Consider the following 16,274-nt stretch of genomic DNA (forward strand, 5'->3'; position numbering starts at 1 on the left):
TCCTATGAGCCGAGCGAGTGCTCGCTCCCGCTCCATTTAATTAGATTGCATAACATTTTGGGGTCTTATATTTTTCACTCCTTTCAAGTCAGTTATATCATACCTCATCTTTTCGATAAATGCTATATTAAGTTTTATTAAAGAAGAAAAGTTATTGTCCCACTTAATATTAATATGAACGCTATAAAGTTTGATTTTTAACAAATAAGCAGATGGCAATGCAATTAAGTAAGGGTGAGAGATTTAATATCTCTAAAGAAGCGCCCGGTTTAAAAAAAATGGCGATCGCCCTCGGTTGGCAGGTGACAGAGGCAGGACAAAGCTACGAGATTGATGTCTCGGCGTTTATGCTAGGTGCTGACGGCAAAATACCTAACGAGCAATATTTTATCTTTTACAATAATCTGCAATCCTTTGACAGTTCGGTACTGCAATCGATTCCTGACAAAAATAACCGAAGTCAAGAGAATAAGACTATTTACGGCATTATCTTAGAAAGAGTTAATCCTGAAATTGAGGAAATAACTTTTGTTGTGACTATTCACGAAGCACAGAAATTTAATGCAAATTTTAGCAATATCAAAAATGCTTTTATCAAAATTAGCAATTTGGATACAAAAAGCGAACTGGTTCGCTATGAATTAAAAGAGAACTTTTCGCTAGAGACTGCTGTAGAATTTGGTCGTTTGTATAGAAAGAATGGAGAGTGGAGATTTCAGGCGGTAGGAGCAGGATATCAGGCAGGATTGCAGAGTTTTGTTGACAAGTATTGCAGCTAAAGTAGTAATAATATTGCTCCACTTCCTCACGAGTTGGCAGCGGGAACAGCAGATGATTTGCAGTTCCGGGCTGGGGAGTTGGAGGTGAAGCCAGAACCGGAAGCGGAACAGTCTCGTCTTGAGCTTTTGGTAACTTTGTTACCTTGCTACTTATAGCAATCCTAAATGATTCAGATAAATTTGTAGGGGTAGTGCCAAGAGTGCCTACCCCCTATCTATCGGGGAACCGGGCGTGGGATTGCCCCTACAATAATTATGCAAATGATTTAGGATTGCTATAGTTCTGAAAATGCTCAAAACTCATGTCAAATTAAGTTCACTTGTAGAAACCGGTTTTGGCAGAAAGCCCGGTTTTTACTTAGGTAATTTTCTCTAAGTAAATATCAATAAATTCGGAGACAGGCAGCAGATACTTTTTATCCAGCCCGCGATTAGATAAAGTATGTTAAATTTCATTAATTAAAGAACTTCTTGCGGCACTTAACCTTAAGATGAGTAGTATAAAATTTTATGTTTAACAAGTCAGCAGATGGCAATGCAATTAAGTAAGGGTGAGAGATTTAATATCTCTAAAGAAGCGCCCGGTTTAAAAAAAATGGCGATCGCCCTAGGTTGGCAGGCGACAGAGGCAGGACAAAGCTACGAGATTGATGTCTCTGCCTTTATGCTAGGTGCTGACGGCAAACTACCTAATGATAAATATTTTATCTTTTACAATAATCTGCAATCCTGTGACGGTTCGCTACTGCAATCGATTCCTGACAAAAATAACCTAGGTCAAGAAAAGAAGACTATTTACGGCGTTATTTTAGAGAAAATTAATGCTGAAATTGAGGAAATAACTTTTGCGGTCACTATTCACGAAGCAGATAAGATCAAGGCAAATTTTAGCAATATCAAAAATGGTTTTATCAAAATTACCAATTTGGATACGGGAAGCGAACTGGTTCGCTATGAATTAAAAGAGAACTTTTCGCGAGAGACTGCTGTAGAATTTGGTCGTTTGTATAGAAAGAATGGAGAGTGGAGATTTCAGGCGATAGGAGAAGGATATCAGTCAGGATTGCAGAGTTTTGTTGACAAGTATAAAAGCGGAAACAGCAATAATATTGCTCCCATTAGTAGAGAGTTGACAGCGGGAACAGCAGCAGATGATTTGCAGTTGCCTGCTTGGGATTTGGAGGTGGAACCCGAACCGGAAGCGGAACAGTCTCGTCAGACTCGAAGGGTACAGCCATCACGAATTAACAATCAAGTTAATAATAATTCGCGAAGCCGCAAAATACCTGCAGCTTTATTAGCAGGTTTAGGGGTTCTGGTGTTGGGAACAGGTGTAGGGATGATCGCCTTTTTTATGCGATCGGGAAATGAAACGCTGAAGCAAGCGAAAATACTGGCAGTTGAAACGCAGAATGCAGCGAAAGCAACCGATGTCAATCTGCTCAGAAGTTTCGATAAACGACTTAAAGAAACGATCGCGAATTTAGAGAAAATTCCTAACCTCCCCGGCTTTGGGTATCAACAAGCTAGTGCTGATTTGCTTAAACTGCGCCCGAGTTTGCTTCCTGTACAGCAAAACTTACAGGCGGCAGAAAGTCTAGCAACGGCTCAAAAATTGGCGATGGAAGCTGCTGTGGTTGTGCAAAAACCGCCTCATCCGATCGAAGTTTGGCAGCAGTCGCAAAGTAAATGGCAACAGGCGATCGCACTTTTAGAAGCGATCGATTCACGTACACCCGTTTATAATCTAGCTCAAAATAAGTTATCTAATTACCGGGCCAATCGCGCTGTTATCAGTCAAAGAGTTGCGCTAGCTCAAAAAGCTGCAAATTTCAGCAACCAAGGTTCTTTGAAAGTTCAAAAGGGAGATGTTCCGGGGGCGATCGCAAATTTTACTCAGGCTTTAGCGCTGAATCCGAACATACCTCAAGCTTACCTCGGATTGGGAATTGCTACTGGCCAACAGGGAAACAAGCAGCAGGCAATTTACAATTACGATCGAGCGCTGCAATTTAATCCTAACTTGGCAGAAGCTTATTTCGGTCGCGGTCAAGCATACTATGAATTGGGAAACAAGCAAAAGGCGATCGGGGATTACGAACAAGCTATTCGCGTTAATCCTAATTATGGTTTGGCTTATTTGGAACGAGGTGCTATTCGCTGTATGTTGGGAACTAAATCGCAAGCAGTATCAGATTTCAAACAAGCTGGAGAACTTTTCTCAAAGCAAGGAGACGGCAAGAATTACAAATTAGCACAAAGCTTTATTAAAGATTGTCAGGAACCGATTGCAGAGGCTGCAATCTGCGATTATCGAAGGAAGATAGACTCCTTCGGCCGACCTTGCGGTCGATCTGTTAATGTTCCGATTATAATTAGAAGAAAATCCGCGACTGCTACCTCAAACTCTGAGTCTACTGCTGTTAAAAACAATAGCAGCGTTGAAAAAATCTCGCCTGCCAATTCTGATAGCAGCAGCACAAGAACTCGCAGCAGGAGAAGAAGTAAAAGGTAAACGCCTGTTGCATTAGTTAAGAGATGACAAAATCTGCTGGTAAGCATCGATGGTTTGCTGGGCGATCACATCCCAGTTATAATGCTTTTTGGCATACTCTTTGCCATTCAATCCCCGCCGCTGGCGCTCCTGCGGATTGAGAAGTGCTGATTTGATTGAATTGGCGATCGCCCCTACTTCCAAAGGCCCCACCCAACCAGCTTCTGCTTGCTGTATGTTTTCCGCAATATGTATGCGATCGGAAATGGCGACAGGTACACCCGCGGCCATCGCTTCTGCTACAGCAATGCCAAAGTTTTCGTAATAAGAAGGCAATACAAATAAGTCGGCTTGTGTCAACAGTTCAACTTTTAAATCACCGCTCACAAAGCCAGTTATTGTTGTGTATTTTGCTAAGCTTGAATTCTGAATTTGTATTTTAATTTGTGTTTCATAATCAGCATCTTGGGGATTTGAACCCGCTAAAATAAAGTGAAACTCTATGCCCGATGCCAAAATACTTTCTAATGCTGGAATTAATAAATCAATCCCTTTTTTAGGTTCAATTCGCGACATAAACAATATGATTGGGACTTGAGATTCCCGCAATCTCTTAGGAAACAAACCTGCTGTCACCCCCAATGGAATCACCAAATCCCGTGGCACAGGCATCTTGCCTGTGCAGTCCAAATCCCGTGGCGCAGGCATCTTGCCTGTGAAGTCCAAATCCTGTGGCACAGGCATCTTGCCTGTGCTGCCAAAACCAAATCTTTCTGAGATTTTAGCCTCTTCTTTACTTGTGAAATGAATTGCGGCTGCCCCTGCTAAATTAGGGCGTTCTAAAAGCGTGGCATAAATCTGTTTCAAGCGTTTTTTTTTCTGCAAATCCGCGGGGTCAAGCATACCGCAGGGACGGATAATATATGGCAAATGATGATATCTTGCAATTGTAGCCGCGAGGGTAGTTACTGGTGAGAAAAGAGCGTGAATGTGAGCCAGGTCAAAGTGTCGCGCATTTTCATTTAACCACTGCAATAAACTCAGAGAAAACTTATATCTACGAAACGGAGAACAGCGGAAATAAATAATTTGATAACCGTTTTGTTGTATTGGTTCATTGAGAGGGACATCTAAGGGATGTTGACCGATATCTCCGTTAGAATCTGTGGTGATAATTGTGACATCAATACCTTGGAGAGCAAGAGCCGCAGAAAGTCCGATTACCATTTGACTCGGCCCGCCGTAGACAAGGGAAATTGAGGGGATAATTTGGAGAATCCGCATGGGGGATAGTTCTTTCAATCAAAATATCAACATCTCCCATGACAAATTTAATTATCTGGAAAAGGCTGCCCGTCTAGCTGTTCAGCTTCCTCTCTCTTTGTGGCTGTAATTTGGGTATTGTGAGATATTTTCTTGGAAAATTCATACATTTCACTGGCTTTGGCTTCTGCGGTTTTCACAATTTCCAGAATTTCCAGGAGTTGGCTTTCATCAGGTAATTGTTTCATGGCAATACTTCTAATCTCTCAACTACTTTGTCAATCATAATTTTCGATTCAGGAGCCATATGCAGCAAGGCTGCTAAATAATCTCCTGCTTTTTGAACATCTTCATCTGGTACGCCAGCCATCAATATATTGCCCACAATGTGCTCGGCTTGTAAGCGAACTCCTGATACGCAGAATTGAAAATTACTGATGGAAGAAAAGTATTGCATCAGTATTTCATTCTGGGGAAAAAGAGACATTGCTCTTCTAAGTGCAAAAAGTCCCTGCGTTGCTTGGCGATCGGTATCGTCTAGTACCTGGTAGAGTTCGCTAACCAAAGAGCGTATGTCGGAAGGAATAGACATTTACCACAGTTTTTTTTATTTAACACTTGCATTATACTGCTAAAAGTTACAGCAATTCTTTGTAAAATTCCAACAACTGCTCAGCTAAAGCTTTATTTGTATAATTGCTCATCGCTCTATGATAACCCCGATCGCCCAAATTTTCCGCCAACTCCTGCCGCTCCATCAATTGCTGCAAACACTCTCGCAAAACCCCTGCATTTCCCTCGGGGAATACTAACCCCGCATCGCCGATGACGTGGGGAATTTCCCCGCAGTCGGAACCAATAACCGGAATTTTACAGGCCATCGCTTCGATTAAAACGTGACCGAATTGTTCTTTCCAGCCCACAGTGGTCAAAGTTTTGAATTTATAGCTGGTTTGCGAGGGCAATACCAAACAGTTCATTAAGTTAATGTAGGGGGGAATTTCTTCGTGGGCAACGCTTTCAACCCAGATTATTCGGTCGCTTATTCCCCATTCAATACATTTTTCGGCCAGGTGGGTCCGCAATTTTCCTTGTCCTACTAACAGCCACTTCCAAGAGCTTTTTTTCAACCCTGCCAAGGCTTCAGCTAAAGTTAACAGTCCTTTTTCTTCTACAAATCGCCCTACGAATCCTACCACAAAATCCCTCGGTTCAATGCCGAACCTGCGCGATAAATCATAATCTTTACCACTGCGGCGAAACAAAGTTTCATCTACTCCGAGTTGCGGCATTACTTTTACCGCACCTTGATAGCCCCGCTGCCGCAAAATTGTAGCTCCATCTAAGTTACCTGCAATAATTCCGTCCGTGTGCTGAAGATTGTAATTTTCTAAGACAGACACAGGCCAATTCAATCGATAAGGGAGATTCCACCAGGTAAATAATATATTTTTTGCTTGCAGTTTGAGCCGTTTATTTAGTAAGATTAACTGAGCGCAAGCGATGGATTTTGAACCTTGTTCAACTTGGATAATCTGGGGTCTAAACTTGTGCAAAAGTTCAATTAAATCTATACCAAAAGTTAGTAAACCTTGATTATTTTGACTAAAGTTGGAGACAGGAATTACTTTAAATGAACCTTTTTGATAAAATTGCGTTTCTATAATTTTATTTTGTACGCCTCCGGGTTTCCAACGCTGCGGCACTACAAGTGTTACTTCAATATCGGGTTCTAGGTTGGCTAATATCTTGAATTTTTCCCGATTAATGTCCACAATATAGGTGTGACTAGCCACGAGAATTCTCATTTATCGGGAAGGGCCCATGGGAATAGGTAATTATTGAGCGTTAATCTTATCTTGATGGCTATAACTTTGTCCATCATTCCACAGAGATTGAATTAGTGTATTTATAGCACTGAGAAAACCCAGGATATAAAAAGCAAATCTAGTTAGGATTTTAATGGGCGAGGCACTTTTATAACAAGGCGGATTCCCCAAAACGTGGCAGTCAAAGAGTTTGGCGAAAAATCGCAGGCATTGAAAGGCTGTTAAATTTTTCAATCCCATTAGAAAGTGATTGTGATAAAATGTGACTTGATACTTGATCGATCGCGTGCTGACATCGTGACATCCGCCGCTCTCTTCGCCTAAATGAACTAAACAGGCATTGGGATCGTACCAAATTTTCATGCCAGTCGATCGCAATCTCAAACAAAAATCCGACTCCTCCCGCACCGCACTGCCTGCAAACCGCTCGTCAAACCTCAGCCCGCATTCGGCAAAAACCTGCCGGCGAAAAGACATATTACAGCCTCTAGCCGAGAGCACCTGCTGCGGTTTTACTGTATGCACCAAATCGATAAAATACCAGGCAATGCCCGCATCCATCGCTTCTCTTGGCAAATATTCGATAGCCAAATCGCCTCCAGAATTATCCAGTTTCATTCTGTCAAAAACCCTGCCCGCCACACATCCCACATCCGGTTTTTCTAAATAGTTGCCAGCGTGAGCCGCCAAAAAACCATCGGGCAATTTTACATCATCATCAATAAATAAAATAATCTCTCCAACTGCGCGTCGCACTGCATAATTTCGAGCAGCCGGCAAACTCGCCCAATCTACTCTAAACCAGCGAATTTTGCCAGCATTTGCCAATTCCTCTAAATAAACTTGAGTTTCTGATTCGTGGGTGCGAGTTTGATCAATTACCAGCACTTCAAAATTCGGGTAATTTTGCCGAATCGCATCAGCCAATGTCTCTCGCAGGGGCTGCTCGCGGTTGTAGGTGGGTATCACAACAGAAATCATCATCACACAATTGAGTGAAAATAAAGTTAAGGGTAGGCAGGATGCCTGCCCCACTCGTTATTTTTGGAGAAGTTGATTAAAACTCGAAATTAATAGTTATAAATTTTGATTTCTGAATTTTGAATTAAAGGATTTCAACTCAAAACTCAAAACTCAAAATTCAAAAGTTTTAGCAATTCCCCATTTCCATCAGATAGCTATGTGTTGCCCAACGGCTAAAACTAAATTTTCAGTCCAGAAATTAGCCAATTCGGCGCTAGCAGCTTCCACCATAACTCGCATTAGCGGTTCAGTACCAGAAGCGCGAACCAAAACCCGTCCCTGTTCTCCCATTGCAGTTGTAGCACGTTCGATCGCACTTTGCATTGCCTCGCACTCCTGCCATTTCAGGCGTTTTTCGCGATCGTCCACCCGAATATTTCGCAGCAACTGCGGATAAGTTTGGAAACTGCCACTTACCAATTGTGCCAAAGATTGCCCGGACTGGCGCACCAGCGAAGCCAAATGCAAAGCTGTCAGCAAACCGTCGCCGCTGACACCGTAATGCGGACAAAGAATGTGTCCCGATTGTTCACCGCCCAACATCGCACCAGTGCGCTGCATTTCAGCGTGAACGTACTGATCTCCCACGTCGGTTCTAGTTAGTTTGCCCCCCAATTCTTCCCAAGCTCGCTCGAAGCCGAGGTTAGCCATTACAGTAGAAATAATTAAATTGGATGGTAACTGTTGGGAGTCGCACAACTGCCGACCCCACAGATAAAGAATGTAATCGCCGTCAATCGCTCGACCTTTGTTGTCAACACCTAAAACTCGATCGGCATCCCCGTCAAAACCAAATCCCAAATCAGCATTGTGTTCCAAAACCGCCGCTTGCAAACTGTCGAGATGAGTAGAACCGCAGTTAACATTAATACGAGATCCATCAGGAGAGTCGTGCAAACAGATCACATCCGCCCCCATTTGCGCGAACACCGCCGCTGCCAAACCCGCGGCCGCCCCCCAAGCCAAATCCAAAACTATCCGCATTCCCTGCAAATTCATCTGTTGCAGCGAATCACAGAGCGAAGTAGCATAATCTTTCACCAACTCTGAGCGATGGTAGTGGTGTCCCCAACCCAAGCTAGCAACCGGAACCTTTGCCCCCCGGATTCCCGCTTCGATTTGTTCCTGCAACTGCTGCGACAGCTTCGAGCCGTTTGATCCGAAAAATTTAATGCCGTTGTCTTCTGGGGGATTATGGCTGGCAGAAATCATCACTCCGCCGACAGAATCCGAAACGCTTGCCAGATAAGCAACGCAGGGAGTGGGACACAATCCCAAATTCCACACTTCCAAACCGGCGGCCGTCAAACCCTCTGACAGTGCCATTGCCAGCATATCGCTGGAATTCCTGCTGTCTTGCCCCAAAATCACAGGCCCCTGGTTGGGGGAATGTTGCCGTAGAACTTGTCCCGCCCAGAAGCCAACTTGCAGGGCTAGGGGTGCATTCAGCAATTCTCCAACTTTCCCGCGAATGCCGTCTGTGCCGAAGAGTTTGGTATTTGGCAGGGAGAGGCTATCTCCCGCCAGAATCGTATCGCGTTTGGCTGGCTGTACCGAGTTAACAGCTTGAAACTCGCTGCCACGATGGCGCGAAGGTGTCTGAACCATATTCACTCCTTTAGGAATATTCACACTCACACTTTGCAGTTTATGTTACAACTGAAAGTCTTTATTTTCAGCGTAAACTCCATTTATTTCGTCGATTGCTTAGACAACTTGCTCTGACAACCTACGCACAAAGCTTAACTTCATCGGAAAAATTTGTATTGTATCCAAGGGAAAAACTTTGAGTCCCGGGCGCGCGCGCGCGCCACGAAATCGGGTTTCTTTCTGTCTCCAGACGTTACGCTGCTGCTGCTTGAGCCTGTCAGCAACTGCGGGTATAGAAGGTTAATGCTGTATTGCCGTATATTTTATGGCGGCAAATTTCTAGGCCGGAAATCGGTTGTATCGATCGCTCCGGGCTGTGTTCGACGGCCATTTCGCCGAGGAGTGCTAGCATTTCTTGGCTGGCGATCGTGCTTAACACAGGTTCGTACAAGTCGCTGGCGTAGGGCGGATCGAAGTAAATGCGATCGAACTGCTGCCCCGCTAGTGTCGCCAATTTCGCCGTCGCGTTTCCCCGCAGTATTTGGAATGTTTGGGACGAGTCTGCTATTTGCTCCCAGTTTTCGCGGATAATCGCACAAGCTTTCGCCGACTGTTCGATGCCAGTGACACTCGCGGCTTGACGACACAAAGCTTCTGCACCCATCGAACCACTGCCGGTACAAATGTCAAGCCATCTGCAATCTGCGATCGTCCCTTGCCAAATATTAAATAAAGCTTCTCTGACTCGCGAAGGTGTCGGGCGAGTTGCGAGTCCCGACAGAGTTTTGATTTGGCGATTGCCACTGATTCTCAGACTCATACAATTTTAGACTTTACATTTTAGATTTTAGATTGGGGATGACTGACTAAATATGAATTTGGTGCATACTTACAATTGCATTCTTTATTGAAACTGGTATCATTGAAAACTATAAACACCCGGTTTATACCACAAACCGGGTTTTGTACAAATCGCCTAAGCAGGGACTTTTTCCCTCACCAGACTGACAAAATTTGACAGCATTTGCAATCCCGTACTCGAAGACTTTTCCGGGTGAAATTGCACGGCCATCAGATTGTCTTTAGCTATAGCCGCCGTCACGTTTTGACTACCGTGAGTCACAATTGCCGATCGCACTTCCAAATCCACCGGATCGACATAATAAGAATGCACGAAATAAACCCAAGGATCAGACGGTAAATTTTGCCACAGCGGCAAATTCGGCTGAGTAAATTCCAATTGATTCCATCCCATGTGGGGAATTGTCAAACCCGGTTCCGATCGAAATCGGCGCACTTTTCCCGCAATAACGCCCAATCCCGGTTCTACGCCTTCTTCTGAACTTTCAAACAGAATTTGCAAACCCAAACAAATGCCTAAAAAAGGTTTTCCCGAGGCGATCGCCCTTTTTATCGGTTCTATCAAATTGCGCGATCGTAAATTCTGCATTGCCGGGTCAAACGAACCCACCCCTGGCAAAACCACCGCATCAGCCTGCTCGATTATAGCAGGAGAATCTGTAATTTTTGGCACTGCACCCACATTTTCCAAGCCTTTACAGACCGAGTGCAGATTGCCCATGTCATAGTCTACTACTGCAATGACAGACATTGACTTACTTGCCTTATATTATCAATATCAGTATTATTGCACAAATATGACGGCGAAAATCCTGCTAACCTCATTTGATACTTGGCTTCCCCATCAGAAATCCAACTCTTCGGACGACTTATTAGCCAAGATTTCCCAAATCAAATCTTTGCCTGATTCCCTGACTTTTTTGAGGAAACTGCCGGTTGATTTTGAACTAGCGCCCAAATTGGCGATCGCCCAAATCAACCAACTCCGACCAGACACTATTATCTGCTGCGGCATGGCCAAAAGTCGGCAAAAATTAACCGTAGAATCTTGCGCTTGTTGCGATAGCGACATTCTGAAAACAGCAGTTAATCTCGAACCGCTAGTCGCTGATTTAGCTGCAACAGAAATCAGTCACGAAGCCGGAAAATTTGTATGCGAAGCTCTGTATTATGCGGTTTTAAAGCATATTTGCGATTCTCAAATAGCCGCTAAATGTATTTTCGTACACGTACCAATTTTAACTGCCGACAACGCTGACAGAATTGTCGCCGATTTTCTATTAGTTATGCGACGGCTAACTCTGGCAAGTAATAAATAGGTCGCTCTAATTCAAATTAAAAATTTGTTTAGTATTCAGAAACCCGGGCTGTTAAAGAAACCGGGTTTCTCAGTGTTAGTTTTTTTTACTAACAACTGCCAACTGCCAAGTCATTAGCCGCCGTAATTCCAACCAGTGCTTTCTAGCAGCAACGGATTGCCTTCTCGGTGGACACCGGCTGCCAAAACTTCTCCCACATAAACCGTGTGATCCCCGTGTTCCACAGCACCGACAACTTTGCATTCGATGTAACCCAGAGAATCCGAGATAATCGGACAACCAGTTTCCGCGCCGGGATAAAATTCTACATCCTCAAATTTATTGCCAACGCGGCGCTGCTGCTTGAAGAATTTCTGGGCTAACTCTTTTTGCCCTGCTTCTAGGAAACTTAAAGCAAAGACACCGCTGGCTTTGATCATGCCGTGGGATTTGGAGTCTTGTTTAACGCAGTTGACAACTAAGGGAGGGGTAAAGGAAGATTGCATCACCCAGCTAGCGGTGAAACCGTTGACTTCCTCCCCGTCTTTGACACCGCAGATGTACAATCCGTGAGGGATTTTCCGCAAGATGGTCTTTTTAGCTTGTTCGTCTAGCACGGGCTTACCTGTTCGATCGATAATTCTACATCGATCAGTTTACCTTTGTCGGGCCCACAAACCCACCTGTCTTAAGGGCGATCGCCATACCGCAACTTTTGAGATTGCCAATATTGTTTTTTTGGATACCAAATCTTCTGCTTCCCCCAACATTTATTTTTATTAAGTTAAATTAAATTGCTCGGATTTTTTTGAAACTAACTATATAGTGTGTTAAAACTTTAGCCATTAATATTGCTATCTCAACGTAGTCGCTCAAGTCGTTAACAAAATCGGAGAGAATTCGATGACAGAATCGTTTAAGCGGAACTTTGGTTTAGGTCTTTTAGCCGTCAGTATATTATCTCTAATTTGTTTCGGCATAGTAGGGATTGGCAGAGACGGCCCGTTCAATGCTGACGGTGCCGTCCTTTATGCTGCTGGACGTGCTTGGCTGAAGGGTTTAAATGCCTACAACCACGATATGCTGACTCAAAGTGTAGCAGGAATACTTGAAACTGGCAGTCTGGAAACTGCCGCTTTCTTTTATCCTCCTCAATCGGCAGCACTGTGTATGTTGGCCGGTGTTTTCGATTACTCGGTTGGCAAGTTCATCTGGCTAGGACTCAACTTGCTGTCAATCGCAGCTATTATTTTCATGACTATTCGTACCGTCAATCAACATCAAAATAATAGTGAAAATCACCTGGGCGGTTGGATTATGGCTGCGATAATTATCGGCAACCCATTCACGGCCCACGTTGTGTGGATGGGTCAAACTTCTTTGATGGCTTTTGCTGCGACAATGGCTGCTTGGTTTTTCAGCCAGCGGGAAAAATTTGTATGGGCAGGAATCTGTTTAGGTATCGCCAGTTTTAAGCCACAACTATGCTTATTGCTCGGTATTTGGTTTTTGCTAGAACGGAACTGGAAAATATTAGCTGTAGCCTTCGCAACGGTTACAATTATGAGCGCTTACCCATTGGTGCTGTACGGCGGGCCCGTTGGGATGCTGGCAGGGTGGCATCAAGGAATTCAAGACAGCTATACCTCTTTGCCTTTCAATCAACCCGGGTTTCAAGATAAAGTTGGTATGGAAAGTCTTTTCGCTTCTTTCGGCTTGAAGATACCGGCTATCAAGATTGTGGCAGTAATTTTAACGGTTCTGCTGTGGGTGTTCCGCAATACAATTAATCGAGAAGATGTCTTTGCTGTGCTGATGGGTATATCCTTCACATTTCTCGGATATACTCACGTTTACGATTATGTAGGTTTGTTCCCCATCCTGACATCGCTGTGGCTGTATTGCAGCAATAACCGCAATGCTTTGCTCAGCAGTATTACTTTAGTTTTTCTGCTCTTTTTCCCGAGACGAATATTTTTAGCAGCGGGTCTACCTTTTTTGATTCACTGGAGAACAATTGTTGTTTTGATGCTGGTAGTTGGTGTTCTTGCATTCAGCATGAAAGCTAAATCCAGTCAAGGATTTCAGCAAGAAATGGCTTGATTTTCGCAGAGTTGCCAGGGGCAGAAATTATCATAAGAGGCGCTTGCCTCATAAACCCGGTTTATACGAAAAAATCATGGTTGGGCGACTACATATCTACGAATAAACCGGGTTTATGAACCTCAAAACTCATCGAGAGGCGAAGGGGTGCAAAGAACGAAGAAATCTCAAAACTATTGTGCAACTCCGTGCTTCTTAAACCAATCTTGCATCCGTTTCCAAGCATCCTCAGCTTCTTTTTCTCGGTAACTGGGGCGATAGTCAGCGTTAAAACCGTGGGGCGTATCTGGATAAAGCACAATTTCGGAACCGCTGCTACCAGTTTTGAGAACTTCCCGCATTTTCTCGACTGTATCGCTGGGAATTGACTCGTCTTTGTCGCCGTAAAGCCCCAAGACAGGCACTTTCAAATTTGCTGCCAGGTTGATCGGCTGTTTGGGAGTTAAAGCCGTAGAATTGCCAACCAAACGCCCGTACCAAGCCACTCCTGCTTTGACTTTTGGGTTGTGGGAAGAGTACAGCCAAACCATTCGGCCACCCCAGCAAAATCCTGTAATTCCCAACTTATTAATATTGCCTTTTGCTGACTTTTGTGCCCACTCTACGGTAGCATCTAAATCGGACATAGCTTGAGCGTCAGGAACTTTCGAGACAACTTTACTGATAATTTCTTGAATGTCAGTAATTTTAGAAACATCACCTTGACGGGCAAACATTTCTGGGGCGATCGCTAAATAACCTAATTTGGCCAAACGGCGGCAAATATCTTGAATGTGGGCGTGAACTCCGAAGATTTCTTGAATTACTAAAATTACTGGAAAATTGCTGCCGGTGGCTGGCATTGCTCTGTAGGCTGGAATTGAGCCTTCTTTTACCGGAATTTTTACCTCACCTGCTATTAAACCAGCAGCATCGGTATTGATAACGGCAGCCGCAATAGGATGAACTGCTAAGGCAAATCCGGCGCTTAATGCGGTGACAGTGATAAATTGTCTGCGAGTTAAATCAGTCATGGCGATTTTAGATTTTAGATTTTAGATTGGGGAATTGAGAATTGGGAATTGGTAATTGGTTATTTCATAATTGCTCCTTTTTCCTTCTTCCTTCTTCCTTCGAGGGTCGGAAAAGCCGATCGTGTTCTGGATGGTACAAGCGCGATCGCCCTTGTGCTGATTTTCCCAACGCCGGACTAATAACATACATTGTCGTTCTGATCAAATTATTTTCGCGGGTAGCAACTGCCATTCTGTCAAGGGGAACTAGCACAATTTTTTCATCGGGCCAGCCCAACCGATAACAAATCGCTACAGGCAAATCCGGTGGGTAATGTTCCATCAATTTAGCTTGAGCCTGTTCGACATGGCGGGCGCTCAAATACAGACACAAACTCGCTTGATGAGCCGCTAAACTCGCCAATTCTTCGCGTTCAGGTACTTCTGTTCTGCCGCTAATTCGCGTCAAAATAATTGTCTGCACAACTCCCGGAACTGTCAACTCAATTTTAAGTTTAGCTGCGGCAAGTTGGAAAGCGCTAATTCCCGGGATTACCTCAAAAGCAATTCCCTCGGAGGCCAAAGCTTGCATTTGTTCGCCGACAGCCCCGTAGAGACAGGGATCGCCCGAATGGAGACGGACGACGCTTTTCCCGTCGCGCACTCGCTCCAACATCAAAGGTACAATCTCTTCGAGGGTCTTATCCGCAGTTTGGATCACTTCAGCATCCGCGCGCACACCCTGCAAAATTTGCTCTGGAACTAGCGAATCAGCAAATAATATGACATCGGCCGCAGCCAGTAATTTTTGAGCCTTAACAGTCAACAAATCCGGGTCTCCCGGGCCTGCACCTACAATGTATACCCCTGGAATTAGGGCTTCAATCTCTGTCAAACTCATTGCTGCTAAAAAATTTGCTAAATTTACGGACGCTTCCGGATGTACCTATTTTGGTTGGAAGTAAGAGATGGTAGATGCACCCTGGTTTTGACCCCTAGAGACTAACCTCTCTGGGGTTTTTTATTGATCCTCTGGCAATTTCTGAGTGATCTTTGCCCGATCTCTATTGGGGGAGACAACATCAGGTAAAGGTCGATCGAGCAAATAAAGCCAAGCCAACCCGCCTAACCCTAAAACAATCCCAGTCAAGCTTACCATTTGCGCCGTCCGCAGCGGCCCGAACATCAAACTATCAGTCCGCAACCCTTCAATCCAGACTCTACCGGAACTGTAAGCTGCGATATAAACCAAAAACAAAGCACCAATTTTCAATCGAATTTTGCCCTGCAAATCGCTGAAGAATAAAGTTAGAAGCAACCCAAATACTGTCAGATTCCACAGGGATTCGTAGAGAAATGTGGGGTGGAAGTATTCAAAATTAGCGTAGGCGGGCGGGCGGCGGTTTGGGGGAATATAGAGTTTCCAAGGCAAATCTGTAGGACTGCCAAAAGCTTCGGAGTTAAAGAAATTTCCCCAGCGTCCTATCGCCTGACCGAGAATTGCCGAAGGCGCGATTAAATCTGCCAATTGCCAAAAAGAAACTCGCTGAATTTTCGCAAAAATTAAAGCTGCGATCGTGCCACCCAAAATCGCCCCGTGAATGGCAATTCCGCCTTTCCAAATCGCAATAATATCTTCAGGCCTCTGGGCGTATTGCTGCCACTCAAAAGCTACGTAATAAATTCGAGCACAGGGAATAGCGCCCAGAACCAGCCAAATTGCCAAATCACCCAATAATTCCGGGTTGACGCGGCGTTTTTGGGCCAAGTATTGGGACAGACTGACCCCAATCAAGACGGCAGAAGCTATCAACAGCCCGTACCAGCGGATGGCTAGGGGGCCGAGTTGAAAGATAATCGGGCCTGGGGATGTAAATTGAAACGCTAAGGGCAGCGCCAGAATATTTAGCACCATAAAAGTTGCATTAATTGTGATGGAAAGCTGTCAAATTTGCATACCCTTTAACAAACTCCAGAGTTTATTTTAGGTGGGTATGGTCATTTACACGCAATATTTGGGGAATTTTGCCAAAAATTAACTT

Annotated in this window: 16 protein-coding genes; 4 read left to right on the forward strand and 12 right to left on the reverse strand. The window is 44.3% G+C overall.

The annotated features are described in order from the left end of the window. The first annotated feature begins 212 nt into the window (after positions 1–212). Together QUA40_RS08420 and QUA40_RS08425 are read left to right on the forward strand one after the other, a co-directional pair. Positions 213–779, forward strand: a complete 567-nt coding sequence (locus QUA40_RS08420) for a TerD family protein (RefSeq protein ID WP_333123927.1) — start codon at positions 213–215, stop codon at positions 777–779. A 529-nt stretch (positions 780–1,308) separates the two neighbouring features. Then, positions 1,309–3,294, forward strand: a complete 1,986-nt coding sequence (locus QUA40_RS08425; protein ID WP_333123930.1) for a TerD family protein — start codon at positions 1,309–1,311, stop codon at positions 3,292–3,294. Between the two features lie 12 nt (positions 3,295–3,306). Here QUA40_RS08425 and hpsP read toward each other — a convergent pair whose 3' ends face one another. The 8 genes from hpsP to hisH all read right to left on the reverse strand — a co-directional run bounded on the left by hpsP (position 3,307) and on the right by hisH (position 10,590). After that, positions 3,307–4,557 (reverse strand): hormogonium polysaccharide biosynthesis glycosyltransferase HpsP, encoded by a 1,251-nt coding sequence (gene hpsP / locus QUA40_RS08430; RefSeq protein ID WP_333124041.1) that lies wholly within the window; start codon positions 4,555–4,557, stop codon positions 3,307–3,309. A 47-nt stretch (positions 4,558–4,604) separates the two neighbouring features. Next, complete coding sequence (locus tag QUA40_RS08435; protein ID WP_333123932.1) at positions 4,605–4,784, reverse strand: hypothetical protein; 180 nt, start codon at positions 4,782–4,784, stop codon at positions 4,605–4,607. Next, positions 4,781–5,128 carry a hypothetical protein gene (locus QUA40_RS08440; protein WP_333123933.1) on the reverse strand — a complete coding sequence of 116 codons (348 nt, stop codon included), beginning with the start codon at positions 5,126–5,128 and terminating at the stop codon, positions 4,781–4,783. Before QUA40_RS08440 ends, QUA40_RS08435 begins: the two co-directional genes overlap by 4 nt. A gap of 46 nt (positions 5,129–5,174) precedes the next feature. Next, entirely contained in the window at positions 5,175–6,344 is a 1,170-nt protein-coding gene (gene hpsO / locus QUA40_RS08445) for a hormogonium polysaccharide biosynthesis glycosyltransferase HpsO (RefSeq protein WP_333123936.1), read from the reverse strand. Between the two features lie 30 nt (positions 6,345–6,374). After that, a complete protein-coding gene (gene hpsN, locus QUA40_RS08450; protein ID WP_333123938.1) occupies positions 6,375–7,349 on the reverse strand; it encodes a hormogonium polysaccharide biosynthesis glycosyltransferase HpsN in 975 nt (324 codons plus the stop codon). 186 nt (positions 7,350–7,535) lie between these two features. Further along, positions 7,536–8,996 carry a phosphoglucosamine mutase gene (gene glmM / locus QUA40_RS08455; protein ID WP_333123940.1) on the reverse strand — a complete coding sequence of 487 codons (1,461 nt, stop codon included), beginning with the start codon at positions 8,994–8,996 and terminating at the stop codon, positions 7,536–7,538. Between the two features lie 259 nt (positions 8,997–9,255). Next, on the reverse strand, positions 9,256–9,798 hold the full coding sequence (gene rsmD / locus QUA40_RS08460) for a 16S rRNA (guanine(966)-N(2))-methyltransferase RsmD (RefSeq protein ID WP_333123942.1): 543 nt from the start codon (positions 9,796–9,798) through the stop codon (positions 9,256–9,258). Positions 9,799–9,954: 156 nt separating this feature from the next. Next, the gene (gene hisH, locus QUA40_RS08465) at positions 9,955–10,590 is read right to left on the reverse strand and encodes an imidazole glycerol phosphate synthase subunit HisH (protein ID WP_333123944.1); all 636 of its coding nucleotides are present in this window, start codon (positions 10,588–10,590) and stop codon (positions 9,955–9,957) included. On the opposite strand from hisH, the gene QUA40_RS08470 reads away from it, so the two are divergent. After that, a complete protein-coding gene (locus tag QUA40_RS08470; RefSeq protein WP_445301134.1) occupies positions 10,580–11,158 on the forward strand; it encodes a pyroglutamyl-peptidase I family protein in 579 nt (192 codons plus the stop codon). The genes hisH and QUA40_RS08470 overlap by 11 nt on opposite strands. A 113-nt stretch (positions 11,159–11,271) precedes the next feature. Here QUA40_RS08470 and QUA40_RS08475 read toward each other — a convergent pair whose 3' ends face one another. Continuing rightward, a complete protein-coding gene (locus QUA40_RS08475; protein WP_333046458.1) occupies positions 11,272–11,754 on the reverse strand; it encodes a flavin reductase family protein in 483 nt (160 codons plus the stop codon). A 286-nt stretch (positions 11,755–12,040) separates the two neighbouring features. Here QUA40_RS08475 and QUA40_RS08480 point away from each other — a divergent pair, with 286 nt between their 5' ends. Then, complete coding sequence (locus QUA40_RS08480) at positions 12,041–13,240, forward strand: glycosyltransferase family 87 protein (RefSeq protein WP_333123946.1); 1,200 nt, start codon at positions 12,041–12,043, stop codon at positions 13,238–13,240. A 173-nt stretch (positions 13,241–13,413) separates the two neighbouring features. On the opposite strand, the gene QUA40_RS08485 is transcribed toward QUA40_RS08480, so the two are convergent. The 3 genes from QUA40_RS08485 to lgt form a co-directional block, all read right to left on the reverse strand. Next, on the reverse strand, positions 13,414–14,253 hold the full coding sequence (locus QUA40_RS08485; RefSeq protein WP_333123948.1) for a dienelactone hydrolase family protein: 840 nt from the start codon (positions 14,251–14,253) through the stop codon (positions 13,414–13,416). A 64-nt stretch (positions 14,254–14,317) separates the two neighbouring features. After that, the gene (cobM, locus tag QUA40_RS08490; RefSeq protein ID WP_333123950.1) at positions 14,318–15,133 is read right to left on the reverse strand and encodes a precorrin-4 C(11)-methyltransferase; all 816 of its coding nucleotides are present in this window, start codon (positions 15,131–15,133) and stop codon (positions 14,318–14,320) included. 120 nt (positions 15,134–15,253) lie between these two features. Next, positions 15,254–16,147 carry a prolipoprotein diacylglyceryl transferase gene (gene lgt / locus QUA40_RS08495; RefSeq protein ID WP_333123952.1) on the reverse strand — a complete coding sequence of 298 codons (894 nt, stop codon included), beginning with the start codon at positions 16,145–16,147 and terminating at the stop codon, positions 15,254–15,256. Between the last annotated feature and the right edge of the window lie 127 nt (positions 16,148–16,274).

This window comes from Microcoleus sp. Pol11C3, assembly GCF_036701485.1.
Classification (GTDB): Bacteria; Cyanobacteriota; Cyanobacteriia; order Cyanobacteriales; family Microcoleaceae; genus Microcoleus.

What these genes read in the sequence shown, in the direction of transcription:
- cobM (WP_333123950.1), bottom strand. Translation starts at nt 15,133, where the DNA reads ATGAGTTTGACAGAGATTGAAGCCCTAATTCCAGGGGTATACATTGTA.
- lgt (WP_333123952.1), bottom strand. Translation starts at nt 16,147, where the DNA reads ATGGTGCTAAATATTCTGGCGCTGCCCTTAGCGTTTCAATTTACATCC.
- QUA40_RS08485 (WP_333123948.1), bottom strand. Translation starts at nt 14,253, where the DNA reads ATGACTGATTTAACTCGCAGACAATTTATCACTGTCACCGCATTAAGC.
- QUA40_RS08480 (WP_333123946.1), top strand. Translation starts at nt 12,041, where the DNA reads ATGACAGAATCGTTTAAGCGGAACTTTGGTTTAGGTCTTTTAGCCGTC.
- QUA40_RS08470 (WP_445301134.1), top strand. Translation starts at nt 10,580, where the DNA reads ATGACAGACATTGACTTACTTGCCTTATATTATCAATATCAGTATTAT.
- hpsO (WP_333123936.1), bottom strand. Translation starts at nt 6,344, where the DNA reads ATGAGAATTCTCGTGGCTAGTCACACCTATATTGTGGACATTAATCGG.
- hpsN (WP_333123938.1), bottom strand. Translation starts at nt 7,349, where the DNA reads ATGATGATTTCTGTTGTGATACCCACCTACAACCGCGAGCAGCCCCTG.
- rsmD (WP_333123942.1), bottom strand. Translation starts at nt 9,798, where the DNA reads ATGAGTCTGAGAATCAGTGGCAATCGCCAAATCAAAACTCTGTCGGGA.
- hisH (WP_333123944.1), bottom strand. Translation starts at nt 10,590, where the DNA reads ATGTCTGTCATTGCAGTAGTAGACTATGACATGGGCAATCTGCACTCG.
- QUA40_RS08420 (WP_333123927.1), top strand. Translation starts at nt 213, where the DNA reads ATGGCAATGCAATTAAGTAAGGGTGAGAGATTTAATATCTCTAAAGAA.
- hpsP (WP_333124041.1), bottom strand. Translation starts at nt 4,557, where the DNA reads ATGCGGATTCTCCAAATTATCCCCTCAATTTCCCTTGTCTACGGCGGG.
- QUA40_RS08440 (WP_333123933.1), bottom strand. Translation starts at nt 5,128, where the DNA reads ATGTCTATTCCTTCCGACATACGCTCTTTGGTTAGCGAACTCTACCAG.
- QUA40_RS08425 (WP_333123930.1), top strand. Translation starts at nt 1,309, where the DNA reads ATGGCAATGCAATTAAGTAAGGGTGAGAGATTTAATATCTCTAAAGAA.
- QUA40_RS08435 (WP_333123932.1), bottom strand. Translation starts at nt 4,784, where the DNA reads ATGAAACAATTACCTGATGAAAGCCAACTCCTGGAAATTCTGGAAATT.
- glmM (WP_333123940.1), bottom strand. Translation starts at nt 8,996, where the DNA reads ATGGTTCAGACACCTTCGCGCCATCGTGGCAGCGAGTTTCAAGCTGTT.